A 15,982-nucleotide genomic window follows, 5' to 3' on the forward strand; every position below is an offset into this window, starting at 1 on the left:
ACAGACAGGAGGCATGTGAATGGACGGCAGAGATTGGGGATTGTTTCTACTACCGTATGAACAAACCGTTGAGGAACTGAAGGTCAAATTCAAGACGATGCGTGCGGAACTGAAGAAGAGAGAGGAATATGCCCCGATCGAGTTCGTGACCGGACGCGTCAAGAAAATATCGAGCATTCTGGACAAGGCGAAGCGGCTTAGCGTTCCAATGGACCAATTGGAGCAAGGGATCGAGGATATCGCCGGCATCCGGATCATGTGCCAGTTCGTCGAGGATATCCGCCGCGTGGCCGAATATATCCGCAAGCGGAAGGATCTGACGGTGCTGTATGAAAAGGATTATATTACGAATTATAAAGAAAGCGGCTACCGCAGTTTTCATATGATCGTGGAGTACCCGGTTCAGACGGCGCTTGGTCAAAAACCGGTGCTGGCGGAGATTCAGATCCGCACGCTGGCGATGAATTTCTGGGCGACGATCGAGCATTCGCTTAGCTATAAGTACCGGGAGAGCCTTCCGGAGAACATCCGCAAGCGGCTGCAGACCGCGGCCGAAGCGGCATCCGTGCTGGATAACGAAATGTCGAGCATCCGTGAGGATATCCTTGAGGCGCAGAAGCAGTTTGAGGACGATTCCAACGTGACCTCTACGGTGCTGGCGATGATCCATCAGCTCTACTTCTATCATCTAGTGAACGAGGCGATGGCGTTCCAGGAACGGTTCAATCAAATCTGGTCCCAGACCGAGCCAGGCAAGCCCCATGACATGGAGAGCATGAGACAGCTCCTCGACGAGGTACGGGAACTGATGGCGGCCTATAAGAAAAATTCTATCGACGTCTTCTCACAGGAGACAGACCGAGATTAGCGGAAATTTTTCTTGCGATCATGGGATGTTTCAGTATCCCTGAAATCTTACAGCCATGATCTAAAGAAAAACGATCCTTCCGATGAGGCATAACATTCGGATTCAGCCCGCTGCCGATCATGCGCAGCGGGTTGTTTGTATGGTCGAGGGCTGATACAATGGGGTCCGGCCAACGATTTTATATTAAAGACAGGATGATGAAGCACATGGCACTTAAGCTGCCGGCTGCCTTTCAGGAACGGATGCGTTCCTTGCTGAAAGAGGAGTATACCGATTTTATGGATTCGTATGACCGTGTGCCGCGCAGCGGCATCCGGGTCAATACGCTGAAAATTTCCACAGAAGACCTGCTGTCTATCGCCCCATGGGATTTGCGGCCGATTCCCTGGTGTGGGACAGGCTTCTATACCGAAGCGGGTGAACGGCCCGGCAGGCATCCGTATTACCATGCGGGCCTTTATTATATCCAGGAGCCAAGCGCAATGGCTCCGGTGGAGCTGCTGGACGTAACGCCGGGAGAGGCCGTACTGGACCTGTGCGCCGCCCCTGGAGGCAAATCGACGCAAATTGCGGCTAAGCTGCGGGGGACAGGCATGCTGGTCTCCAATGATTTGAATGCCGACCGGACCAAGGCGCTGGCCAAAAATATCGAGCTGTACGGCGTCCGCAACGCGGTCGTGCTGAATGAGCATCCCGACCGGATCGCGGAGAAGTTCCCGGCCTTTTTCGATAAAATTCTGATCGATGCTCCTTGCTCGGGCGAGGGGATGTTCCGCAAAGACGAAGCGATGATCAAGGAATGGGACGGGGATTCGCCGCTGAAGTATGCGGACATGCAGCGTGGCATTCTTAGGGCAGCCGCCACGATGCTCAGACCCGGTGGACGGATCGTGTATTCGACCTGTACGTTTTCTCCGGAAGAAAACGAGGGGATGATTGCGGAATTCGTGGCAGGTCATCCTGAATTCCGCGTGCTTCCGGTCGGAGGGACCGTTTCTTTTGCCGCAGGGGAAACGGATTGGCTGAAGGAACAAGGCTCCGGATTCGGGCATATTCCGGATCAGGTTTGGGAGCAGGTTCGGGGCACAGCCCGGCTGTGGCCGCACCGGATTGAGGGCGAAGGGCATTTCCTGGCTGTCCTGCAGCATGAGGCGGACCCTGAGTCTGCCGCCGAAGCGGAACGGGCCAGAGCCGCGCTGCTGAGCAGCACGGCTCCGGCGGAGTCCGCCGACCGGCCTAAGGGAAAGGAACGGCCGACGCGAAACGCCAAGCCCGTGAAAGGAAAACCGCCGAAAAAAGGTGCGGGGAACCAGGGCGAAGCCGCACCAACGGCCGCGTATGAAGCTTTCATCCGCGAACATCTCCTTGGCTTCGTGCCGGGGGGCCATACGGTCGTCTACGGCTCCCATATTTATCAATCGCCGCTGCCGCCAAGCCTTCTCGACGGGCTGAAGGTCGTCCGCCCGGGCTGGTACATGGGCGATGCCAAGAACGGCCGCTTCGTTCCGGCCCATCCGCTGGCGACGGCGCTGCATCCCGGTGAGTTCATCCGGGTCATCCGGCTCGACTCCGGGAGCGGCGAAGCCGTGCGTTATTTGAAGGGCGAAACGCTGAGCATTCCCGGGGACCGCGTGGAATGCGGCGGCGAAGCTTCGCCCAAGGGCTACGCCCTGGTCTGCATCGACGGCTATTCGGCCGGATGGGGCAAGTGGCAGGAGGGCATGCTGAAGAACGAATATCCGGCAGGCTGGAGGTGGACATCCGCATGAGCAAGCAGGGCAGAACGACACTGCGGTTGGACAAGGTGTTAACGCATATGGGATATGGCTCCCGGAGCGATATCAAGAAGAAAATCAAACAGGCGGGGGTTACCGTCAACGGAGTCCGGGCCAAGGACAGCGGCATGCATGTCGACCCGTATAAGGATGACATCCGGATTGACGGGGAACAGGTGCAGTATAAGGAATTTATCTATCTCATGCTGCATAAGCCGCCAGGCGTCGTATCGGCGACCGAGGATACCCGGGACCGGACCGTGCTGGATCTGCTGGAACCGGAGCATTTGGCATTCGAGCCGTTTCCGGTCGGGCGGCTGGATAAGGACACGGAAGGCCTGCTGCTGCTCACCAACGACGGCAAGCTGGCGCATGAGCTGCTGTCGCCCAAGCGGCATGTTCCCAAAACATACGAGGCCGTCGTATCCGGCGACGTGACCGAAGCCGATGTACAGCAGTTCGCCTCCGGGGTCACGCTGGACGACGGTTATGTTACGCTGCCCGGCGAGCTCACCATTTTGCGCAAAGAGCAGCAGGGGGACGAAGTCGTCTCCCACATCTCCCTTGTGATCCATGAGGGGAAATTTCACCAGGTGAAGCGGATGTTCCAGGCTGTCGGAAAAAAGGTTACCTACCTCAAGCGCGTGCAAATGGGGGAACTGAAGCTGGATGAAGGCCTGCGCATCGGGACTTACCGTGAGCTGACGGAGGATGAGCTGCTGCAGCTCGGGAAGGATGAAACATCCCGATAACATTGGCATACTACAATAGACCAAAGACCGGCTCGCTTTAGAACAGATAGAGATATTACGGCAAAGGATGGATGGAGCATGAAATACAAACTGATTGCATTGGATGTCGACGGCACACTGCTTAATGATGAGCATGAAGTAACCGAACAGACGCAGAAGACGATTCAGGAGGCCGCGCGTCAAGGCGCTGATATCGTGCTGTGCACCGGGAGAGGACCGCAAAATTCCATTCCGTTTATGGAACAGATGGGGCTCTCCGGCTACGTCATCAGCCATAACGGGGCAGCGACGGTGAAGGTGGACACCCGGGAAGTGGTTCACCAATACGCGATGGACGCCAAGGCGATCGTGCCTTACCTGGATTACTTCCGGAAGGAAGGCGTGCATTTTGACGTTAATACGGCGTTTCAGATGTTTGTCGACGACGTTGAGGGACTGGCTGTGGAAGTGCGCAGCATGTATGAAAACTATCTGATGCTGCCGTCGGTTCTGCCGCCGCTGCATGACCTGAGTGATCCGATCGTCAAGGTCACCGCGTTTGGGCAGCCGGACACGATGGACCAGGTACATCAGGACATCGCGGCGTGGACGCCGGAATTTAACATCCTGCGAAGCGGCGAATACTTCGTCGACCTGATGCATCCGGAAGCGTCCAAAGGGAACGCCCTGAAGCAGCTCGCTGAGCGGCGCGGCTACCGGCAGGAGGAGATTCTGGCAATCGGCAACTATTATAACGACATTACGATGCTCACCTACGCCGGCCTTGGCGTGGCGATGGATAACTCGCCGCTGGAGGTTAAGGCCGCAGCTAATGAGGTGACGGCTTCGAACAATGAGGACGGCGTGCACGCGGCGCTGCTGAAATACTGTTTGTCGTAATGAAAAAAAGAGCCTTCCTACGGCTTCAGCTTGGTACACGCTGGCGTAGGAAGGCTCTTTGCTGTTGATGGCCGATTACGGGGCGGCTAGTGCTGCCGCAGGCCTTTGGGCAGGTGGTTTTTGAGCTGCCCGCCGCTGGCTTTGCCCCAGCCGAGCGGCAGGCCGTCCACGGCCGCGAGCACCCAGCCCTTCAGGGAGGCATCGACCTGAAGGGTCTCGCCCCGCAGGTAGGCGGAGACCTGCGGGTCCTCTGCGGCCAGCGTGATGCGCTTGGCCGCCTGCTGCGGGGAGAGAGCCATGGCGAGCGCATGCGCCGGCTCGATCCGGTTTTTCTTGAGGTGGGCCAGGTGGAGGCCCGCCCGCGGCACTTTCAGGCCCTGGAGCTGCTGTTCCTGCAGCAGCTCCCCGCCTGGAAGCAGGTACAGCGATTCGCCGAACAGAATCGGCGTACCCGCCGGCAGCGCGAAGTCCGGCAGCTCCTCATCCGCCCAAGCCTGGAACGCCTTCAGCGCAGACTGGGCGTCCTGGAGGCCGGCTCCCGGCTTGCCGTTTCCGCTGCGGCCTTTTCTTCGCGGCCGCTGCCGCTCGCTTGGCGAGGCCTCCAGGGTCTGCCCGCCACCGCTGGGTTCGCCCCGTTTCTGGAGGAGGGCGACAAAATGCCCTTCCCCCGCCTCGCGATGCGGCCACAGCCGCTTCATGGCGATGATTTCCATATCGGCATAATGAGCCGTAAAGCGCTCCATCATGTCTTCATTTTCGCTGCGGTTAAACGTGCAGGTTGAATAAGCCATCGTACCGCCGGGTTTCAGCATGGCATAGGCCTCCTGCAAAATATCCCACTGCCGGGCGGCGCACAGCTCGACCAGCTGCGGCGTCCATTCCGCGATCGCCCCGGAGTCCTTGCGGAACATGCCTTCGCCCGAGCATGGGGCGTCCAGCATGATCCGGTCAAAAGCCTGCGGGAAACGGCGCGACAGCTCGTCCGGCGCCGCGCTGGTAACCACCGCGTTAGTAACGCCCATACGCTCGATGTTCTCGGCCAAAATTTTCGCCCGTTCCGGGTGGATTTCGTTCGAGACGAGCAGCCCTTCGCCCTTCATTTTCGAGGAGATATGGGTGCTCTTGCCGCCTGGCGCCGCGGCCAGGTCCAAGATCGTCTCGCCGGGCTGCGGATCGAGCAGCTCCACAGCCGACATAGCGGACGGTTCCTGGATGTAATATAAGCCGGCTGTGTGGTACGGATGCTTGCCGGGCCGGACGTTCTCCCCGTAATAGTAGCCGGTGCTGCACCAAGGAACCGGGGTCAAGCTAAACTCCCGGATGACGGCCTCCTTCAGCTGCGGTGCGTCCGCAAGCTTCAAGCCGTTGAACCTGAGCCCATGTGTTCTCGGACGCTCGTAGCTGTCAAGAAATGCTTCGGTATCGCTTCCCAGCAGGGATTCCATCTGTCTGACAAAAGCTGCGGGGAGTTCCTGTTTACTCATTCGTTACATACTCCTTTATTCAACATCATCATGGATGCGGTTTCTATGTATTCGCGCTTTCCGCCGAAGGGGCCGTCCCGGCGGCTGCCGGCGGATTTGAAGATCGGTATGCGGTCACTTTATTTTTGCCTGTCGTCTTCGAGCGGTACATGGCCTGATCCGCCTGCGAAATGAGCGTACCGGCGTTCGTGCCGGCGCGAAGGACGCTGTATCCGACGCTCAGGGTCACGATCGTTTCGGCTTCGACCCGGGCCCGGATTTGCTCGGCGATCCGGCTGACTTTGGCCCTTTTGTCCACGATGAGGGCTACCAGCTCCTCGCCCCCGTACCGCCCGGCCAGGCCTGCTTCGTCGACTTCCTCCTCGATGATGGCGGCCACCTGCTTCAGCACCTGATCCGCTCTGGCATGGCCTTCGGTATCGTTCAGCTTCTTGAAGTTGTCGATGTCGCAGAAGATCAGCGAGACCTTCAGCCCTTGTTCCACGTAACGGTTCAGCTGCCTCGTAAAGAAGCGGCGGTTGTATAAATTGGTCAAGCCGTCGGTAATGGAGGAGCGATAGATCGACTGCATTTGCTCCACGATCCGCGTAAACAAAATAAAAAAGAGGAGCGTGTAAAACAAGAGCGGCAGCCAGATCCAGATCGCCGGAATCCAAGTCTTTTCCAAGGGGATGAGGTTGTTCAGCAGATGGACCAAAATGTAGACGAAATAGACGGCCAATCCGGCGGTATATTTCTTGCGCTGGCCAACCCGAGGCGCCATGCCGAATAGCCCTATCATTACGGTGCCCAATTGGCACAGGTCTATATAACCCGCCTGCCAGCTTCCGGCCCCTTCCAGAAACCCGGGAGACAGGAGCGGAACGACATACAGAAGCGCCATGACCATCAGGAGCGCCCGCAGCCTGCGGTTCATCCGGTGGTACAGCTGGTACACAGCGAAGTTGAGGAGGAGGAAGGAGAAGGCCAGAAGCCAATCGGCACCTTCCGGATAATTCCCTTGCCTCAGCGATCCGGAGAAGGCGAAATGGATGTTCACCCCTTCGTATGCCATAATGAACAAAAAGGCCGCCACCATGTAGAGATAGGCTTTTTGCGCTGCCTGCTGTACATCGTGAGACAAATCAGCAGCATGATGAGTATGATATATAAACCTGATGCGGCGGCAATCCCCGGTACAATGGGGGATAAGAATGAAGAGTAGGGCATGGATCGTTCTCCTGCTCTCTTGAATATTCTTTGGATCAGCGGTTTTACTTTACTGAAACATATGTTCTAATATATCATAATTTACAAGATGCCGAAAAGCTAAGAGACCTACAGAAAGGGGTGGTTTTCCCATTATGAGATTGTTACAGGCCCTCTTTTTCCCACCCGAGCAGCCGGGCGGAGTATCCTCCATGATTCCGTATATGCAGGAGCGATTCCAATCATCGAGATGGGATATGGAGCTGTTTTGGCTTCCTAAACGGATCCGCAACAAGGGGCATGAGGAGGTCGTGTTCGACACCTTCGATTGGACCGAGTTCAAGGACTCCCCTGTCGTTCAAAAATATATTCAGACGTATAAGGATTACTTGTGGTGGACGCGTCTGCGGATCCAGAAGCCGTATGACCTGATCCATGCGCACCATCCCATCGCCGGGCTGGCCGCCAAGCAGGTTTTTCCCGATACGCCGTTAATTCAGACCATTCACTCCAGTTATGAACGGGAATTAATATTGAACGGACGCATTAAGAACGGTGGGCCGGAGCATCGGTTCCTCGTATCGCTGTATCGGGAGCTGGAGCAGAAGAGCCAACGCATGCTGACGGTTTCCCGGTCGTTCGCCGGCTATTTGTCGGACTATGTGGACCATCCGGATAAGATTGGGGTCATTCCGAACGGTTTTGACGAAAAGCGTTTCAAGCCGGTTCCCCATGAGAACGAGGTGCCGCAGCTGATTACGGTCTGCCGCCTGGTACCCGCCAAAGGGCTGGATATTTTGCTGAAGGCCTGCGCCGAGCTTAAGAAGAAGGGTCATGACTACGTGCTGCACATCATCGGAGACGGACCGTTCCGCACGGAGCTGGAGAGCCTTGCCAAAGAGCTTGGCATTTATAACGAAACTATTTTCTATGGATACACGCTGCATCCGGAAGAGTTTATGCCGTTTTTTGATATTTTCGTGCTCCCTTCCAGAGCGGAAGCCTTTGGTTCGGTCTTTGCGGAAGCGGCGCTCAGCTGCCTGGCCCTGGTAGGAACCGACGTGGGCGGAATTCCGGAGCAGATCGAAGACGGAGTGAACGGCCTGCTCGTGCCGCCCGAGGACCCGATCGCGCTCTGCGAAGCGCTTGAGAAGGTCATCACCGACCCGATGTACCGCTACGATCTCGCCCGGACGGCCTGGGATAAGGCGAAGAGCCAATATTCCCTGACGCATGCGGTGAATGAACTGAAGAAAATTTATTTATCTTATCAAAAGGTGTAGCGTGCTGGCCGTCCAACTCAAAGAGGCAGGTGCTGAGATATTCAGCTCCCGCCTTTTTTCTATTTCATGGCTCTGTCATTTGGATATGAACATCAGCTTCAGCACCAATATCAGGCACAGCGCGCCGATAATCGGGTACAGCACGGACAGCAGGGAGCTGAATCCGATCTGGCTCAGCAGAAAGCAGATGAACATGACGCAGACGATCAGAAGCTTTGGCGGCAAAGGAAGATGCTGCTGCAGCTGAAGGGTGACCCCGTAGATGTCGGCGACGAAGGTGCTGAAGATCTCTAAAAAGATCAGCATCACATAAATCAGCTGGATCGCGGTGCCCAGGTTGCTGGCGATGCTGCCCATCGGGATTTCGTACTGCCGGATGCCCGGCATGTGGGCGGACATGGCAACATGCGCGGCCAGCAGCATGAACCCGACGCCGACGCCCCCCAGAATGCCTCCCCATTTAACCACCGTATGGCTGTCCGTCTTGCTTCCAAGGGGGACCAGCACCGCTTGCGCCATAACGAGATTGAAGGCTGTATACAGGAGCGGAGAGGTCCATACCGCCGTAAAATGATGGTCGGTCGTAATCCGCAGGAAGCTGTCTGCCCCCGGCATGCGGATCGTATTGAAAATAATGGCCAAAGACAACGTCAGCATCAAGGGGACGACAATGCTGTTCATCTGCACGATAGCGTTCATTCCCCGGGTGAGCAAGACATAGGATCCGACCAGAGTGATGATCAGGCCTGTCTGATAATGAAGGTGTAAATGCTCGACGAAAACGGAGCCGGCTCCCGCCAACATGACGCTGTTTACGCAGATGAGCACGAACATCATCACGATGCTGATCACTCCCCCGGCCCGGTCCCCGAACAAATGCTTGTTGAAATCCTCATAGGATCTGGCCGATATCCGCCGTGAAATGATCATAATCTTGGTCCCAAGCCAAATAAACAGGGCGGTGGACAGCAGAATCGTCAGCGTCGCCCATTTGCCGTATTGGGTAAAAAACTGCAGGATCTCCTGTCCGGTCGCAAAGCCTGCACCCACAATGGTTCCGATATATGTAAAAGCAATTTGAAGTACCCTGATCCCGTTCTTCATCGTTATCCTCCCTGCTCCAAGCAGTCCGGTTTGTGTCCTGCCTGTACTACAGGTTATGATGTTTAGAGGTAGGACATGACTGGAACCTGTCCATGTCTCATGAAAGCAGTCCATCAGGCGTTTCCCGTGAGCGGCTGCGTTCGAATGGACGAATAGACACACCGATAGGAAAGAGAGGCTTTGGTATGGCAGGGATTACCTTTTACATTGCCCATTACGGGTATGCCGCCATGTACTTTTTGCTGGCCCTGGGCATTCTGGGTATTCCGGTGCCTGACGAAACGCTGATTGTTGCTTTCGGGGGGATGGCCGCGAGGGGGGAGTTCAACTTTGCCGGCGCGCTGGCCGTCACTTTTCTGGGAAGCATGACCGGGATGATGATCAGCTATTCTCTTGGACGTCTGGTCGGGGAACCCCTGCTTCACCGGTATGGAAAATGGGTAAGAATGACTCCGGAGCGGCTGGCTGGGGCGGAGAAGTGGTTCAGGCGTTATGGATCACTAAGCATTATCGTCGGCTACTTCGTGCCGGGACTCCGGCATTTATCTTCGTATATCGCGGGGACGACGAAACTTCCTGTCAGGGCTTATGTGGTGTATGCGGGAGTAGGTGCCGCCTTGTGGTGCACCATCTTTATGCTGATCGGACATGCCGTTGGATATCATTGGAGCGAAATTGCCGGGAGGATGACGCACACCACGATCCGGATCGCGCTGCTTGCGGCTCTTCTTGCACTCGGAGCGGCCATTGGCTTGCTTCGGTGGAAGAAACGCTGACATTTGAAGTTATGTATGGAGTTTCCCCTTGAAGTGGGAGCCCAAGATATGTTACTTTTACGTCAAAGGAACGGCGTGGGGGGCTATTGAAATGGATAAGTTAAAAGAACGAATTTTACAAGAAGGCGTCATCGTTTCGGATCAGGTGCTGAACTTGGACGGTCTGCTTAATCACCAGGTGGATCCGCAGCTGACGATGGAGATGGGAAAAGAGTTTGCATCCCGGTTTGCCGAAGCCGGTGTGACCCGGGTCGTTACCGTGGAATCGTCCGGGATTGCGGTGGCCTTTGCGACGGCTTACGAGCTTGGCGTGCCGCTGGTGTTCGCCCGCCGCAAGAAGACGCTGCTGGCCGATCCGGACGCTCTTTGCGAACGGGTTCCTTCGTTTACCAAAGGGATCGTGACGGATATTATGCTGTCGCGTCATTATATCAGCGAACAGGATAAAGTGCTCTTTATCGATGACATCATTGCAAACGGAGATGCTGCGCGGGGGCTTATCAAAATTATCGAACGCTCCGGCGCGGAATTGGTCGGCCTTGGTGTCGTCATAGAGAAGTGCTTTCAGGCAGGAGCCCGGACCATCCGGGAGCAGGGCATAAGTATTGAACCGCTCGTCCGTATCCAGTCGCTCGAAGGCGGCGTCATCACTTTTGCCGATTAACCCCGGGATGAAAGCCCGTTTCGCCGCATTTTCCGCGGATAAATCGAAACAATTTCTTTCAACCGGCCGTCTTTTGGCTTATAATATGTATTAGATGATCATGAGGGGAGGCAGCACAATGGGGAAAGAACCGGTAACCGAACAGTATTTCATTGATAAATTGGCCAAAGCAAAGGATCACTTTGAAAGAGCGCTTGATTGCAAGCATACCGAATTCGATGACCTCTATCCCTATATTATAGAGCATCCTCAGTTTTTTTGGTATAAACGTTACGTGGCCTGGTCAGAACTGCTGACCATCGTGGGCATGTGTGATGAGCTAGACTTCTCCTGGAAGGAATTGTTTACCCCTCATCAAGTTGAATATCTGGAAAAACGAGTGATGTCGTCGACGGTGCTCGATTATTGGTACGAGAAGAACGACAGTAAAGAACACGCACAACGTTAATTGCTGAGCGTCACCGAGAGGTTCAGTTGATTAATATACACACCTTTATACCAACACATTCAGGATCAGCGGCCGATTGGCTGCTGGTCCTTTCTTATAATATCAGAAAAGTATAAACGCCAGAGCATTGTTTCCTGATATTGCAAGAAAAATTACCTTTAAACGCGGTCTGTCTTCTTTGAAGGTACGTCGATAGACGTTTTTCTTAATCATGCCGGATGACTTTAACGAAAAATGCCATTGAACCCGCTCAGTCTTGTGTCTGATAAAGGTCGGTACACACCGATTCCATTGTAAGATATGCGGGAAAAGCATATACTTATCCATGTTCACTACATGAAGAGATTGCTTCAGAAGCAAAGGAGGATTGGAGATGATCAGCGATGAGGAATTGGATGCGTACCGCCAATCCGGAGAGCAGGTCCGGGTGGTTCGCGACGGCATCGAAAGCAATGATGTAACCGGGATTGTTGTGGCTTGGGACGGCAGCCAGGTGCTGATCCGCCGCCGCAACCGCAAAGTGGTCAAGCTGGACCGGAACTACTTGTTCCAGCCTGCGAGCGCTCCGCGTCAAAGCCCTCTGGAATAATAGCAGAGCCGTCTGGTTCGGTTCCCCTTGGTTCACATGGGGGGACTCCAGGCGGCTCTTATGGTTTGGAGCCCTCCTGAAAATAGGGAGCAGCGGGGTGGTCCATATGGTGAGTAAAAGAAGAGACGGGAAGGAGAGAACGGTCTTCGGGAGAGAAAGGATCCAGCCCGAGATACACTCTCATCCGAACGAGCATTTCGTTACGAAAAGCCGGCCATAGGATATTCATTTCGTCGGTATAGCCTCTGCAGGAATATTCCGCCCTGACCCCGGTATCATCTTGTAAGATTCGAAGGATCCGGATCTTGCGTCTTCTCATTTCCCGCTTGACTTCAGCGAGCAGCGTGCCGGCCTGCCGGTCGCCGTTCACAATCAGTTCCGAATACAACTGGGGGGTCTTGAATACGCCGCTCTCCTCCATAATCCGAATGTCCCGTTCGAAAACTTTATGAATAAAAATCAGGAGCAGATAACTCTTAATCAGCGATGCTTCTTCCGACGTCATGCCGGGTGCTGCCATACATATCACCACCTGTACGAACTTATGTTCTTATTTTACCCGCAAATGCTTGGATTATTCAAGAGATAGGAACTGGAAATTGTTCAGAATGAAGAGGAGATTAAACTTTTTTTGAAAAAGTGTTGACTATACCTGTCCAGCATGGTATGATCTATCTTGTCGCCGCGAAAGATTGAATCTTTCAAAGAGTGACCGACCGATTTGCGGTCGTGGCGGAATTGGCAGACGCGCACGGTTCAGGTCCGTGTGGGCTAACCCCCCGTGGAGGTTCGAGTCCTCTCGACCGCATACATACATAAGGCGTTCCCGTTTTGAACAACGGGGACGCCTTTTTGTGTTATTTGTTATTTCCGGTACTTTCCTGAGAGGGGAGTAGCGGGGATTTTTGCTATACATAATTCCTCCAACTTCCTCAAACAATGAAACCACATCGTGGAGATACCGAGTAAAGGAGGAAGTTGCTTGAGTACATCATCTTTCAATAAGCTGCATCGCGGCTGGCGGAATATTGCGGCAGCGGGACTGGCGCTTACGGTTGCGCTTTCTGATCAAACCGCCCTCGCGGATGGGGAACGATCACTGGCGGCGGAGCGGGTCTTCAACGAGCAAGCGGAGGAGCCCGGGGCAGACCAGCGGCAAAGTGACATGAAGCCGGATAAAAAGGTTGCGATCATCATCGACGACTTCGGGAACGGGCAAGGGGGAACCGAAGAAATGCTGTCCCTGCCGATTAAGCTGACCGTGGCCATCATGCCGTTTCTTCCTACCAGTAAAACCGACGCGGAGCTGGCCCATAAACAGGGGCATGACGTCATTGTCCATATGCCGATGGAGCCCAAGCAGGGCAATCCCAAGTGGCTAGGTCCCGGTGCCATTACCTCCAATATGAGCAATGAGGAGATTCGCAAACGGGTGGAGGAGGCCATCGACAACGTGCCGTATGCGGTCGGCATGAACAATCATATGGGATCGAAGATTACCGGAGACGAACGGATCATGTCCATCGTGCTGGAGGTCTGCCGCGAACGCGGGTTGTTCTTCGTGGACAGCAAGACCAACTACCATTCCGTTGTCGGCAAGCTGGCCGTTCAGATGGGAATGCCTCCGGTGGCCAATAACATATTTCTGGACGACCGGCACACCGTCAGCCATGTCAGCAAACAAATGAAAGCCGTTGAAACCTGGGCGAGTGAACATCAGAACTGTGTAACGATCGGGCATGTCGGCGTGCAGGGGAAAAAGACGGCGGAGGCCATTCGCCAAAGCATCACCGGTATGCAGAATTCCGTATCTTTTGTAGGAATCAGCGATCTCGTCCGGGATATCTGGGATTGGAAGCCGGCGCCTATATTGCCGTCAAATAATAGCTGATTCCGTTCGCGATGGCCTGCGCGATCTTGAGCTGCCCGCGCCGATTGCACAGCATCGCCCGGTCTGCGGCATTGCTGAGAAATCCGGTCTCAACGATAACCGCAGGATCTTTGACCTGGTTCAGCAGATAAAACGGGCTTCCCAGCCGGATGCTTCCCTTCGTCTGGTACAGCGGGTTAAGCTGCTGCTGAATGCTGTCCGCAAGCAGGACGCTGCGCCCTTCGTTCTGGTGAAGCACAAGTGCCCCGTTCTTTGAAGGATTGCGGCCCCAATTGACGTGAAGACTCACGACGATCAGGGTCGGCAGCTGATGGCTTAACTCCTTCCGCTGCGCGAGATCGCGTTTATGGCGGGAAGAGCTGCGGAGCCAGTGATTGTCGTCGCTGAGAGCGTAGTCAGCCGTCCGGTTCAAGACCGCGTCGTACCCCTGGCTGCGCAGAAGCATAAACAGCTTCTGGGCGATGGCGAGGTTAATGTCCTTTTCCAGAATGTTCTGAAATGAAGTCCCTCCGTCAACACCGCCATGTCCTGCATCCACGATAATCACTTCATGCGGAAAAGCCGGATGCTCCGGATAGGCGGTCGTACTTTGGTCACCGGGGCCAGCGGCCCAAGCGGACGAGCTGCCTGTGTACAACATTGCCGGGATCAGGAGGATGGCGGCGATCAAGCTTTTGATAGGCATAAAGGATGGCCCTCCTTTCGTTAAACGGGATTGGAGCGAAAAATTGATGTCGAAGTTAGAATGTGCAATAAACGGTAAATAATGCACCGTCCGCATTCCTCCGTTTAGATTACCGTATCTCTGTGCAAACTAAGAGCATAGCAGAGCTGTAATTTGGCATTGTGGGGGGAATGGAAATGGCCAGTGGAGATGAACTTGTAAAATACATTACAGAGCGCGTCGTCAGCTACATGGAAACACCCAAGGAAGAACGAAGGAAGCAAAAATATAAAGAGCCGTGGACGGTCAAATGGTTCGGCATGATCCCGTTCGGATTGTCCCAATGGGGAGGCCGGACGGCTGACAAACGCCATCCGAAGCGGCGAAAAATCAAGATGCGGAATCTTCATGACTGAACGAAAATGAAAGAAGCGGACCTCGTGGGATACGAGGTCCGCTTCTTTTTGGGAATGAAACGCGATAAGGGCAGGAACAGATAATCATGCAGGAGATCTAGGGGCGGGCATGAAATTCTCCGGCAGCCATCAGCATGGAGACAGGGAGGTACCGGGTTCCGGCACGTCCTGTGGCCGCGTAGCTGACCGCAGGAGCGCCTGCGGCCGGGGACCATGTCTGAATTCCGCTTACCGCAAAGGGAGCCCCATAGGACGCGTTACGGCCGGGAGCGGTGAAGATCAGGCTGCCGCCGGATGCGACGGCTTTCAGCAGATCGTCTCCGCGGCGGATGTTCAGCCGGGGGGAGGTCATCCAGAGCAGGTCGTCATAAGGATCATTACTATCTATCTTCGCAGCAGGTGACGATGCCTCGAGCCGGAGACCGTTCTGATTGGTAACGACCGCCGTCTTAGAAACGGAGGCGGTGCTGGCGGAAACGGCATTTGCCGGCAGAAGCTCCAAGGTCAGCGCATTGATGTACATCGCCGGCTTGCCGGGCAGGGTCACTTTCCAAACCGGCAGCATTGCCGAATATTGAGCTTGAATTTGAACGTTTGCGGGGAGGCCGGGGTGATCGGGAATAAGGCCATCCTCAGCCAGCCGGTCATGAAGCGCATCGCTGCTGTAAGGGATGGCTGGACCGCTGCCGTACTCGCTGAGCATATATCCGCCTTCCTCCCTGGCGGTGAATATTAAATATCCCAGCTGCTTGCTATCCTTTGAAACGACCGCAAGCCAGCTGTGGGTGCCGGGCCCTAGCGGGTAATAGTCGATGGCGGCGCCGTCCCACTGCTGAAACTCGGACTGCGCGGACAGCTCGCGGACGACGGAGCCGGCAAAGCTCTCCAGCGGCGCGGGCACCGCCTGCATGTCCGATCCCGCTGCGATCCGAAGCAAGGCAGCCCGCGCGGGGCTTGCCGCCTTGGCGGCAGCGATGCCGACCGCTGCGGCCGATTGCGGGACCGCAGGACTCCAGGCCGGCCAGGCGCAGCTGACGGCACAGGTCAACGCCGTCACTTTTAAAGCGAGAGATACCATCCTCACCACATTCACCCTCCTCGATTTCAGAGCTTTATTGACATCATTGTATCGGACAAGCCGTAAAAAGGCTGTTGCAAGGTGTCGGGCTTTGGGGCGCGGGCACGGGTCTTTTTTTGCCTT

Annotated in this window: 17 protein-coding genes and 1 tRNA gene; 12 read left to right on the forward strand and 6 right to left on the reverse strand. The window is 55.3% G+C overall.

Going from position 1 to position 15,982, the window contains the following annotated elements; translation table 11 throughout:
• Nucleotides 1–19: 19 nt before the first annotated feature.
• From KI379_RS04825 to KI379_RS04840, 4 genes are all read left to right on the forward strand, one after another.
• A complete protein-coding gene (locus KI379_RS04825) occupies nt 20–868 on the forward strand; it encodes a GTP pyrophosphokinase (protein WP_076170223.1) in 849 nt (282 codons plus the stop codon).
• Nucleotides 869–1,074: 206 nt separating this feature from the next.
• Nucleotides 1,075–2,637 (forward strand): RsmB/NOP family class I SAM-dependent RNA methyltransferase, encoded by a 1,563-nt coding sequence (locus KI379_RS04830; RefSeq protein WP_212982920.1) that lies wholly within the window; start codon nt 1,075–1,077, stop codon nt 2,635–2,637.
• Nucleotides 2,634–3,395, forward strand: a complete 762-nt coding sequence (locus KI379_RS04835; RefSeq protein WP_116232469.1) for a pseudouridine synthase — start codon at nt 2,634–2,636, stop codon at nt 3,393–3,395. Before KI379_RS04830 ends, KI379_RS04835 begins: the two co-directional genes overlap by 4 nt.
• A 78-nt stretch (nt 3,396–3,473) precedes the next feature.
• On the forward strand, nt 3,474–4,274 hold the full coding sequence (locus KI379_RS04840; RefSeq protein WP_076170220.1) for a Cof-type HAD-IIB family hydrolase: 801 nt from the start codon (nt 3,474–3,476) through the stop codon (nt 4,272–4,274).
• Between the two features lie 86 nt (nt 4,275–4,360).
• Here the strand turns inward: KI379_RS04840 and KI379_RS04845 are convergent, their stop codons facing one another.
• The gene (locus KI379_RS04845; protein WP_076170219.1) at nt 4,361–5,758 is read right to left on the reverse strand and encodes an RsmB/NOP family class I SAM-dependent RNA methyltransferase; all 1,398 of its coding nucleotides are present in this window, start codon (nt 5,756–5,758) and stop codon (nt 4,361–4,363) included.
• A gap of 43 nt (nt 5,759–5,801) precedes the next feature.
• Nucleotides 5,802–6,812, reverse strand: coding sequence for a GGDEF domain-containing protein (locus tag KI379_RS04850; RefSeq protein WP_244879343.1), 1,011 nt, complete (start codon nt 6,810–6,812; stop codon nt 5,802–5,804).
• A 289-nt stretch (nt 6,813–7,101) separates the two neighbouring features.
• Here KI379_RS04850 and KI379_RS04855 point away from each other — a divergent pair, with 289 nt between their 5' ends.
• Nucleotides 7,102–8,229 (forward strand): glycosyltransferase family 4 protein, encoded by a 1,128-nt coding sequence (locus KI379_RS04855; RefSeq protein ID WP_076170217.1) that lies wholly within the window; start codon nt 7,102–7,104, stop codon nt 8,227–8,229.
• Nucleotides 8,230–8,304: 75 nt separating this feature from the next.
• Here the strand turns inward: KI379_RS04855 and KI379_RS04860 are convergent, their stop codons facing one another.
• Nucleotides 8,305–9,333, reverse strand: coding sequence for a YkvI family membrane protein (locus KI379_RS04860; RefSeq protein WP_076170216.1), 1,029 nt, complete (start codon nt 9,331–9,333; stop codon nt 8,305–8,307).
• 185 nt (nt 9,334–9,518) lie between these two features.
• Between KI379_RS04860 and KI379_RS04865 the strand changes: the two genes are divergently transcribed.
• The 4 genes from KI379_RS04865 to KI379_RS04880 all read left to right on the forward strand — a co-directional run bounded on the left by KI379_RS04865 (nt 9,519) and on the right by KI379_RS04880 (nt 11,810).
• A complete protein-coding gene (locus tag KI379_RS04865; RefSeq protein WP_076170215.1) occupies nt 9,519–10,109 on the forward strand; it encodes a DedA family protein in 591 nt (196 codons plus the stop codon).
• 91 nt (nt 10,110–10,200) lie between these two features.
• Nucleotides 10,201–10,773 carry a xanthine phosphoribosyltransferase gene (locus tag KI379_RS04870; protein ID WP_076170214.1) on the forward strand — a complete coding sequence of 191 codons (573 nt, stop codon included), beginning with the start codon at nt 10,201–10,203 and terminating at the stop codon, nt 10,771–10,773.
• Nucleotides 10,774–10,891: 118 nt separating this feature from the next.
• Nucleotides 10,892–11,221: a hypothetical protein gene (locus tag KI379_RS04875; RefSeq protein ID WP_076170213.1), complete on the forward strand. Its 330-nt coding sequence runs from the start codon at nt 10,892–10,894 to the stop codon at nt 11,219–11,221.
• Nucleotides 11,222–11,594: 373 nt separating this feature from the next.
• Nucleotides 11,595–11,810, forward strand: coding sequence for a hypothetical protein (locus KI379_RS04880; RefSeq protein WP_076170212.1), 216 nt, complete (start codon nt 11,595–11,597; stop codon nt 11,808–11,810).
• A 58-nt stretch (nt 11,811–11,868) separates the two neighbouring features.
• Here the strand turns inward: KI379_RS04880 and KI379_RS04885 are convergent, their stop codons facing one another.
• A complete protein-coding gene (locus KI379_RS04885; RefSeq protein WP_076170211.1) occupies nt 11,869–12,330 on the reverse strand; it encodes a hypothetical protein in 462 nt (153 codons plus the stop codon).
• A 203-nt stretch (nt 12,331–12,533) separates the two neighbouring features.
• On the opposite strand from KI379_RS04885, the gene KI379_RS04890 reads away from it, so the two are divergent.
• Nucleotides 12,534–12,618, forward strand: a tRNA-Leu gene (locus tag KI379_RS04890).
• Nucleotides 12,619–12,792: 174 nt separating this feature from the next.
• Nucleotides 12,793–13,701: a divergent polysaccharide deacetylase family protein gene (locus tag KI379_RS04895; RefSeq protein ID WP_244879191.1), complete on the forward strand. Its 909-nt coding sequence runs from the start codon at nt 12,793–12,795 to the stop codon at nt 13,699–13,701.
• Here KI379_RS04895 and KI379_RS04900 read toward each other — a convergent pair.
• Nucleotides 13,676–14,341, reverse strand: coding sequence for an N-acetylmuramoyl-L-alanine amidase (locus KI379_RS04900; RefSeq protein ID WP_373309582.1), 666 nt, complete (start codon nt 14,339–14,341; stop codon nt 13,676–13,678). The genes KI379_RS04895 and KI379_RS04900 overlap by 26 nt on opposite strands.
• Before the next feature lie 221 nt (nt 14,342–14,562).
• Here KI379_RS04900 and KI379_RS04905 point away from each other — a divergent pair, with 221 nt between their 5' ends.
• On the forward strand, nt 14,563–14,781 hold the full coding sequence (locus tag KI379_RS04905; protein WP_076170208.1) for a YqzE family protein: 219 nt from the start codon (nt 14,563–14,565) through the stop codon (nt 14,779–14,781).
• A 97-nt stretch (nt 14,782–14,878) separates the two neighbouring features.
• Here KI379_RS04905 and KI379_RS04910 read toward each other — a convergent pair whose 3' ends face one another.
• Nucleotides 14,879–15,865, reverse strand: a complete 987-nt coding sequence (locus KI379_RS04910; protein WP_212982922.1) for a hypothetical protein — start codon at nt 15,863–15,865, stop codon at nt 14,879–14,881.
• Nucleotides 15,866–15,982: the final 117 nt, after the last annotated feature.

It is taken from the genome of Paenibacillus cineris (assembly GCF_018333335.1).
Lineage (GTDB): Bacteria > Bacillota > Bacilli > Paenibacillales > Paenibacillaceae > Paenibacillus_AQ > Paenibacillus_AQ favisporus.

What these genes read in the sequence shown, in the direction of transcription:
- KI379_RS04840 (WP_076170220.1), top strand. Translation starts at nt 3,474, where the DNA reads ATGAAATACAAACTGATTGCATTGGATGTCGACGGCACACTGCTTAAT.
- KI379_RS04850 (WP_244879343.1), bottom strand. Translation starts at nt 6,812, where the DNA reads ATGGCATACGAAGGGGTGAACATCCATTTCGCCTTCTCCGGATCGCTG.
- KI379_RS04885 (WP_076170211.1), bottom strand. Translation starts at nt 12,330, where the DNA reads ATGGCAGCACCCGGCATGACGTCGGAAGAAGCATCGCTGATTAAGAGT.
- KI379_RS04835 (WP_116232469.1), top strand. Translation starts at nt 2,634, where the DNA reads ATGAGCAAGCAGGGCAGAACGACACTGCGGTTGGACAAGGTGTTAACG.
- KI379_RS04825 (WP_076170223.1), top strand. Translation starts at nt 20, where the DNA reads ATGGACGGCAGAGATTGGGGATTGTTTCTACTACCGTATGAACAAACC.
- KI379_RS04855 (WP_076170217.1), top strand. Translation starts at nt 7,102, where the DNA reads ATGAGATTGTTACAGGCCCTCTTTTTCCCACCCGAGCAGCCGGGCGGA.
- KI379_RS04905 (WP_076170208.1), top strand. Translation starts at nt 14,563, where the DNA reads ATGGCCAGTGGAGATGAACTTGTAAAATACATTACAGAGCGCGTCGTC.
- KI379_RS04830 (WP_212982920.1), top strand. Translation starts at nt 1,075, where the DNA reads ATGGCACTTAAGCTGCCGGCTGCCTTTCAGGAACGGATGCGTTCCTTG.
- KI379_RS04865 (WP_076170215.1), top strand. Translation starts at nt 9,519, where the DNA reads ATGGCAGGGATTACCTTTTACATTGCCCATTACGGGTATGCCGCCATG.
- KI379_RS04900 (WP_373309582.1), bottom strand. Translation starts at nt 14,341, where the DNA reads ATGTTGTACACAGGCAGCTCGTCCGCTTGGGCCGCTGGCCCCGGTGAC.
- KI379_RS04870 (WP_076170214.1), top strand. Translation starts at nt 10,201, where the DNA reads ATGGATAAGTTAAAAGAACGAATTTTACAAGAAGGCGTCATCGTTTCG.
- KI379_RS04875 (WP_076170213.1), top strand. Translation starts at nt 10,892, where the DNA reads ATGGGGAAAGAACCGGTAACCGAACAGTATTTCATTGATAAATTGGCC.
- KI379_RS04845 (WP_076170219.1), bottom strand. Translation starts at nt 5,758, where the DNA reads ATGAGTAAACAGGAACTCCCCGCAGCTTTTGTCAGACAGATGGAATCC.
- KI379_RS04880 (WP_076170212.1), top strand. Translation starts at nt 11,595, where the DNA reads ATGATCAGCGATGAGGAATTGGATGCGTACCGCCAATCCGGAGAGCAG.
- KI379_RS04860 (WP_076170216.1), bottom strand. Translation starts at nt 9,333, where the DNA reads ATGAAGAACGGGATCAGGGTACTTCAAATTGCTTTTACATATATCGGA.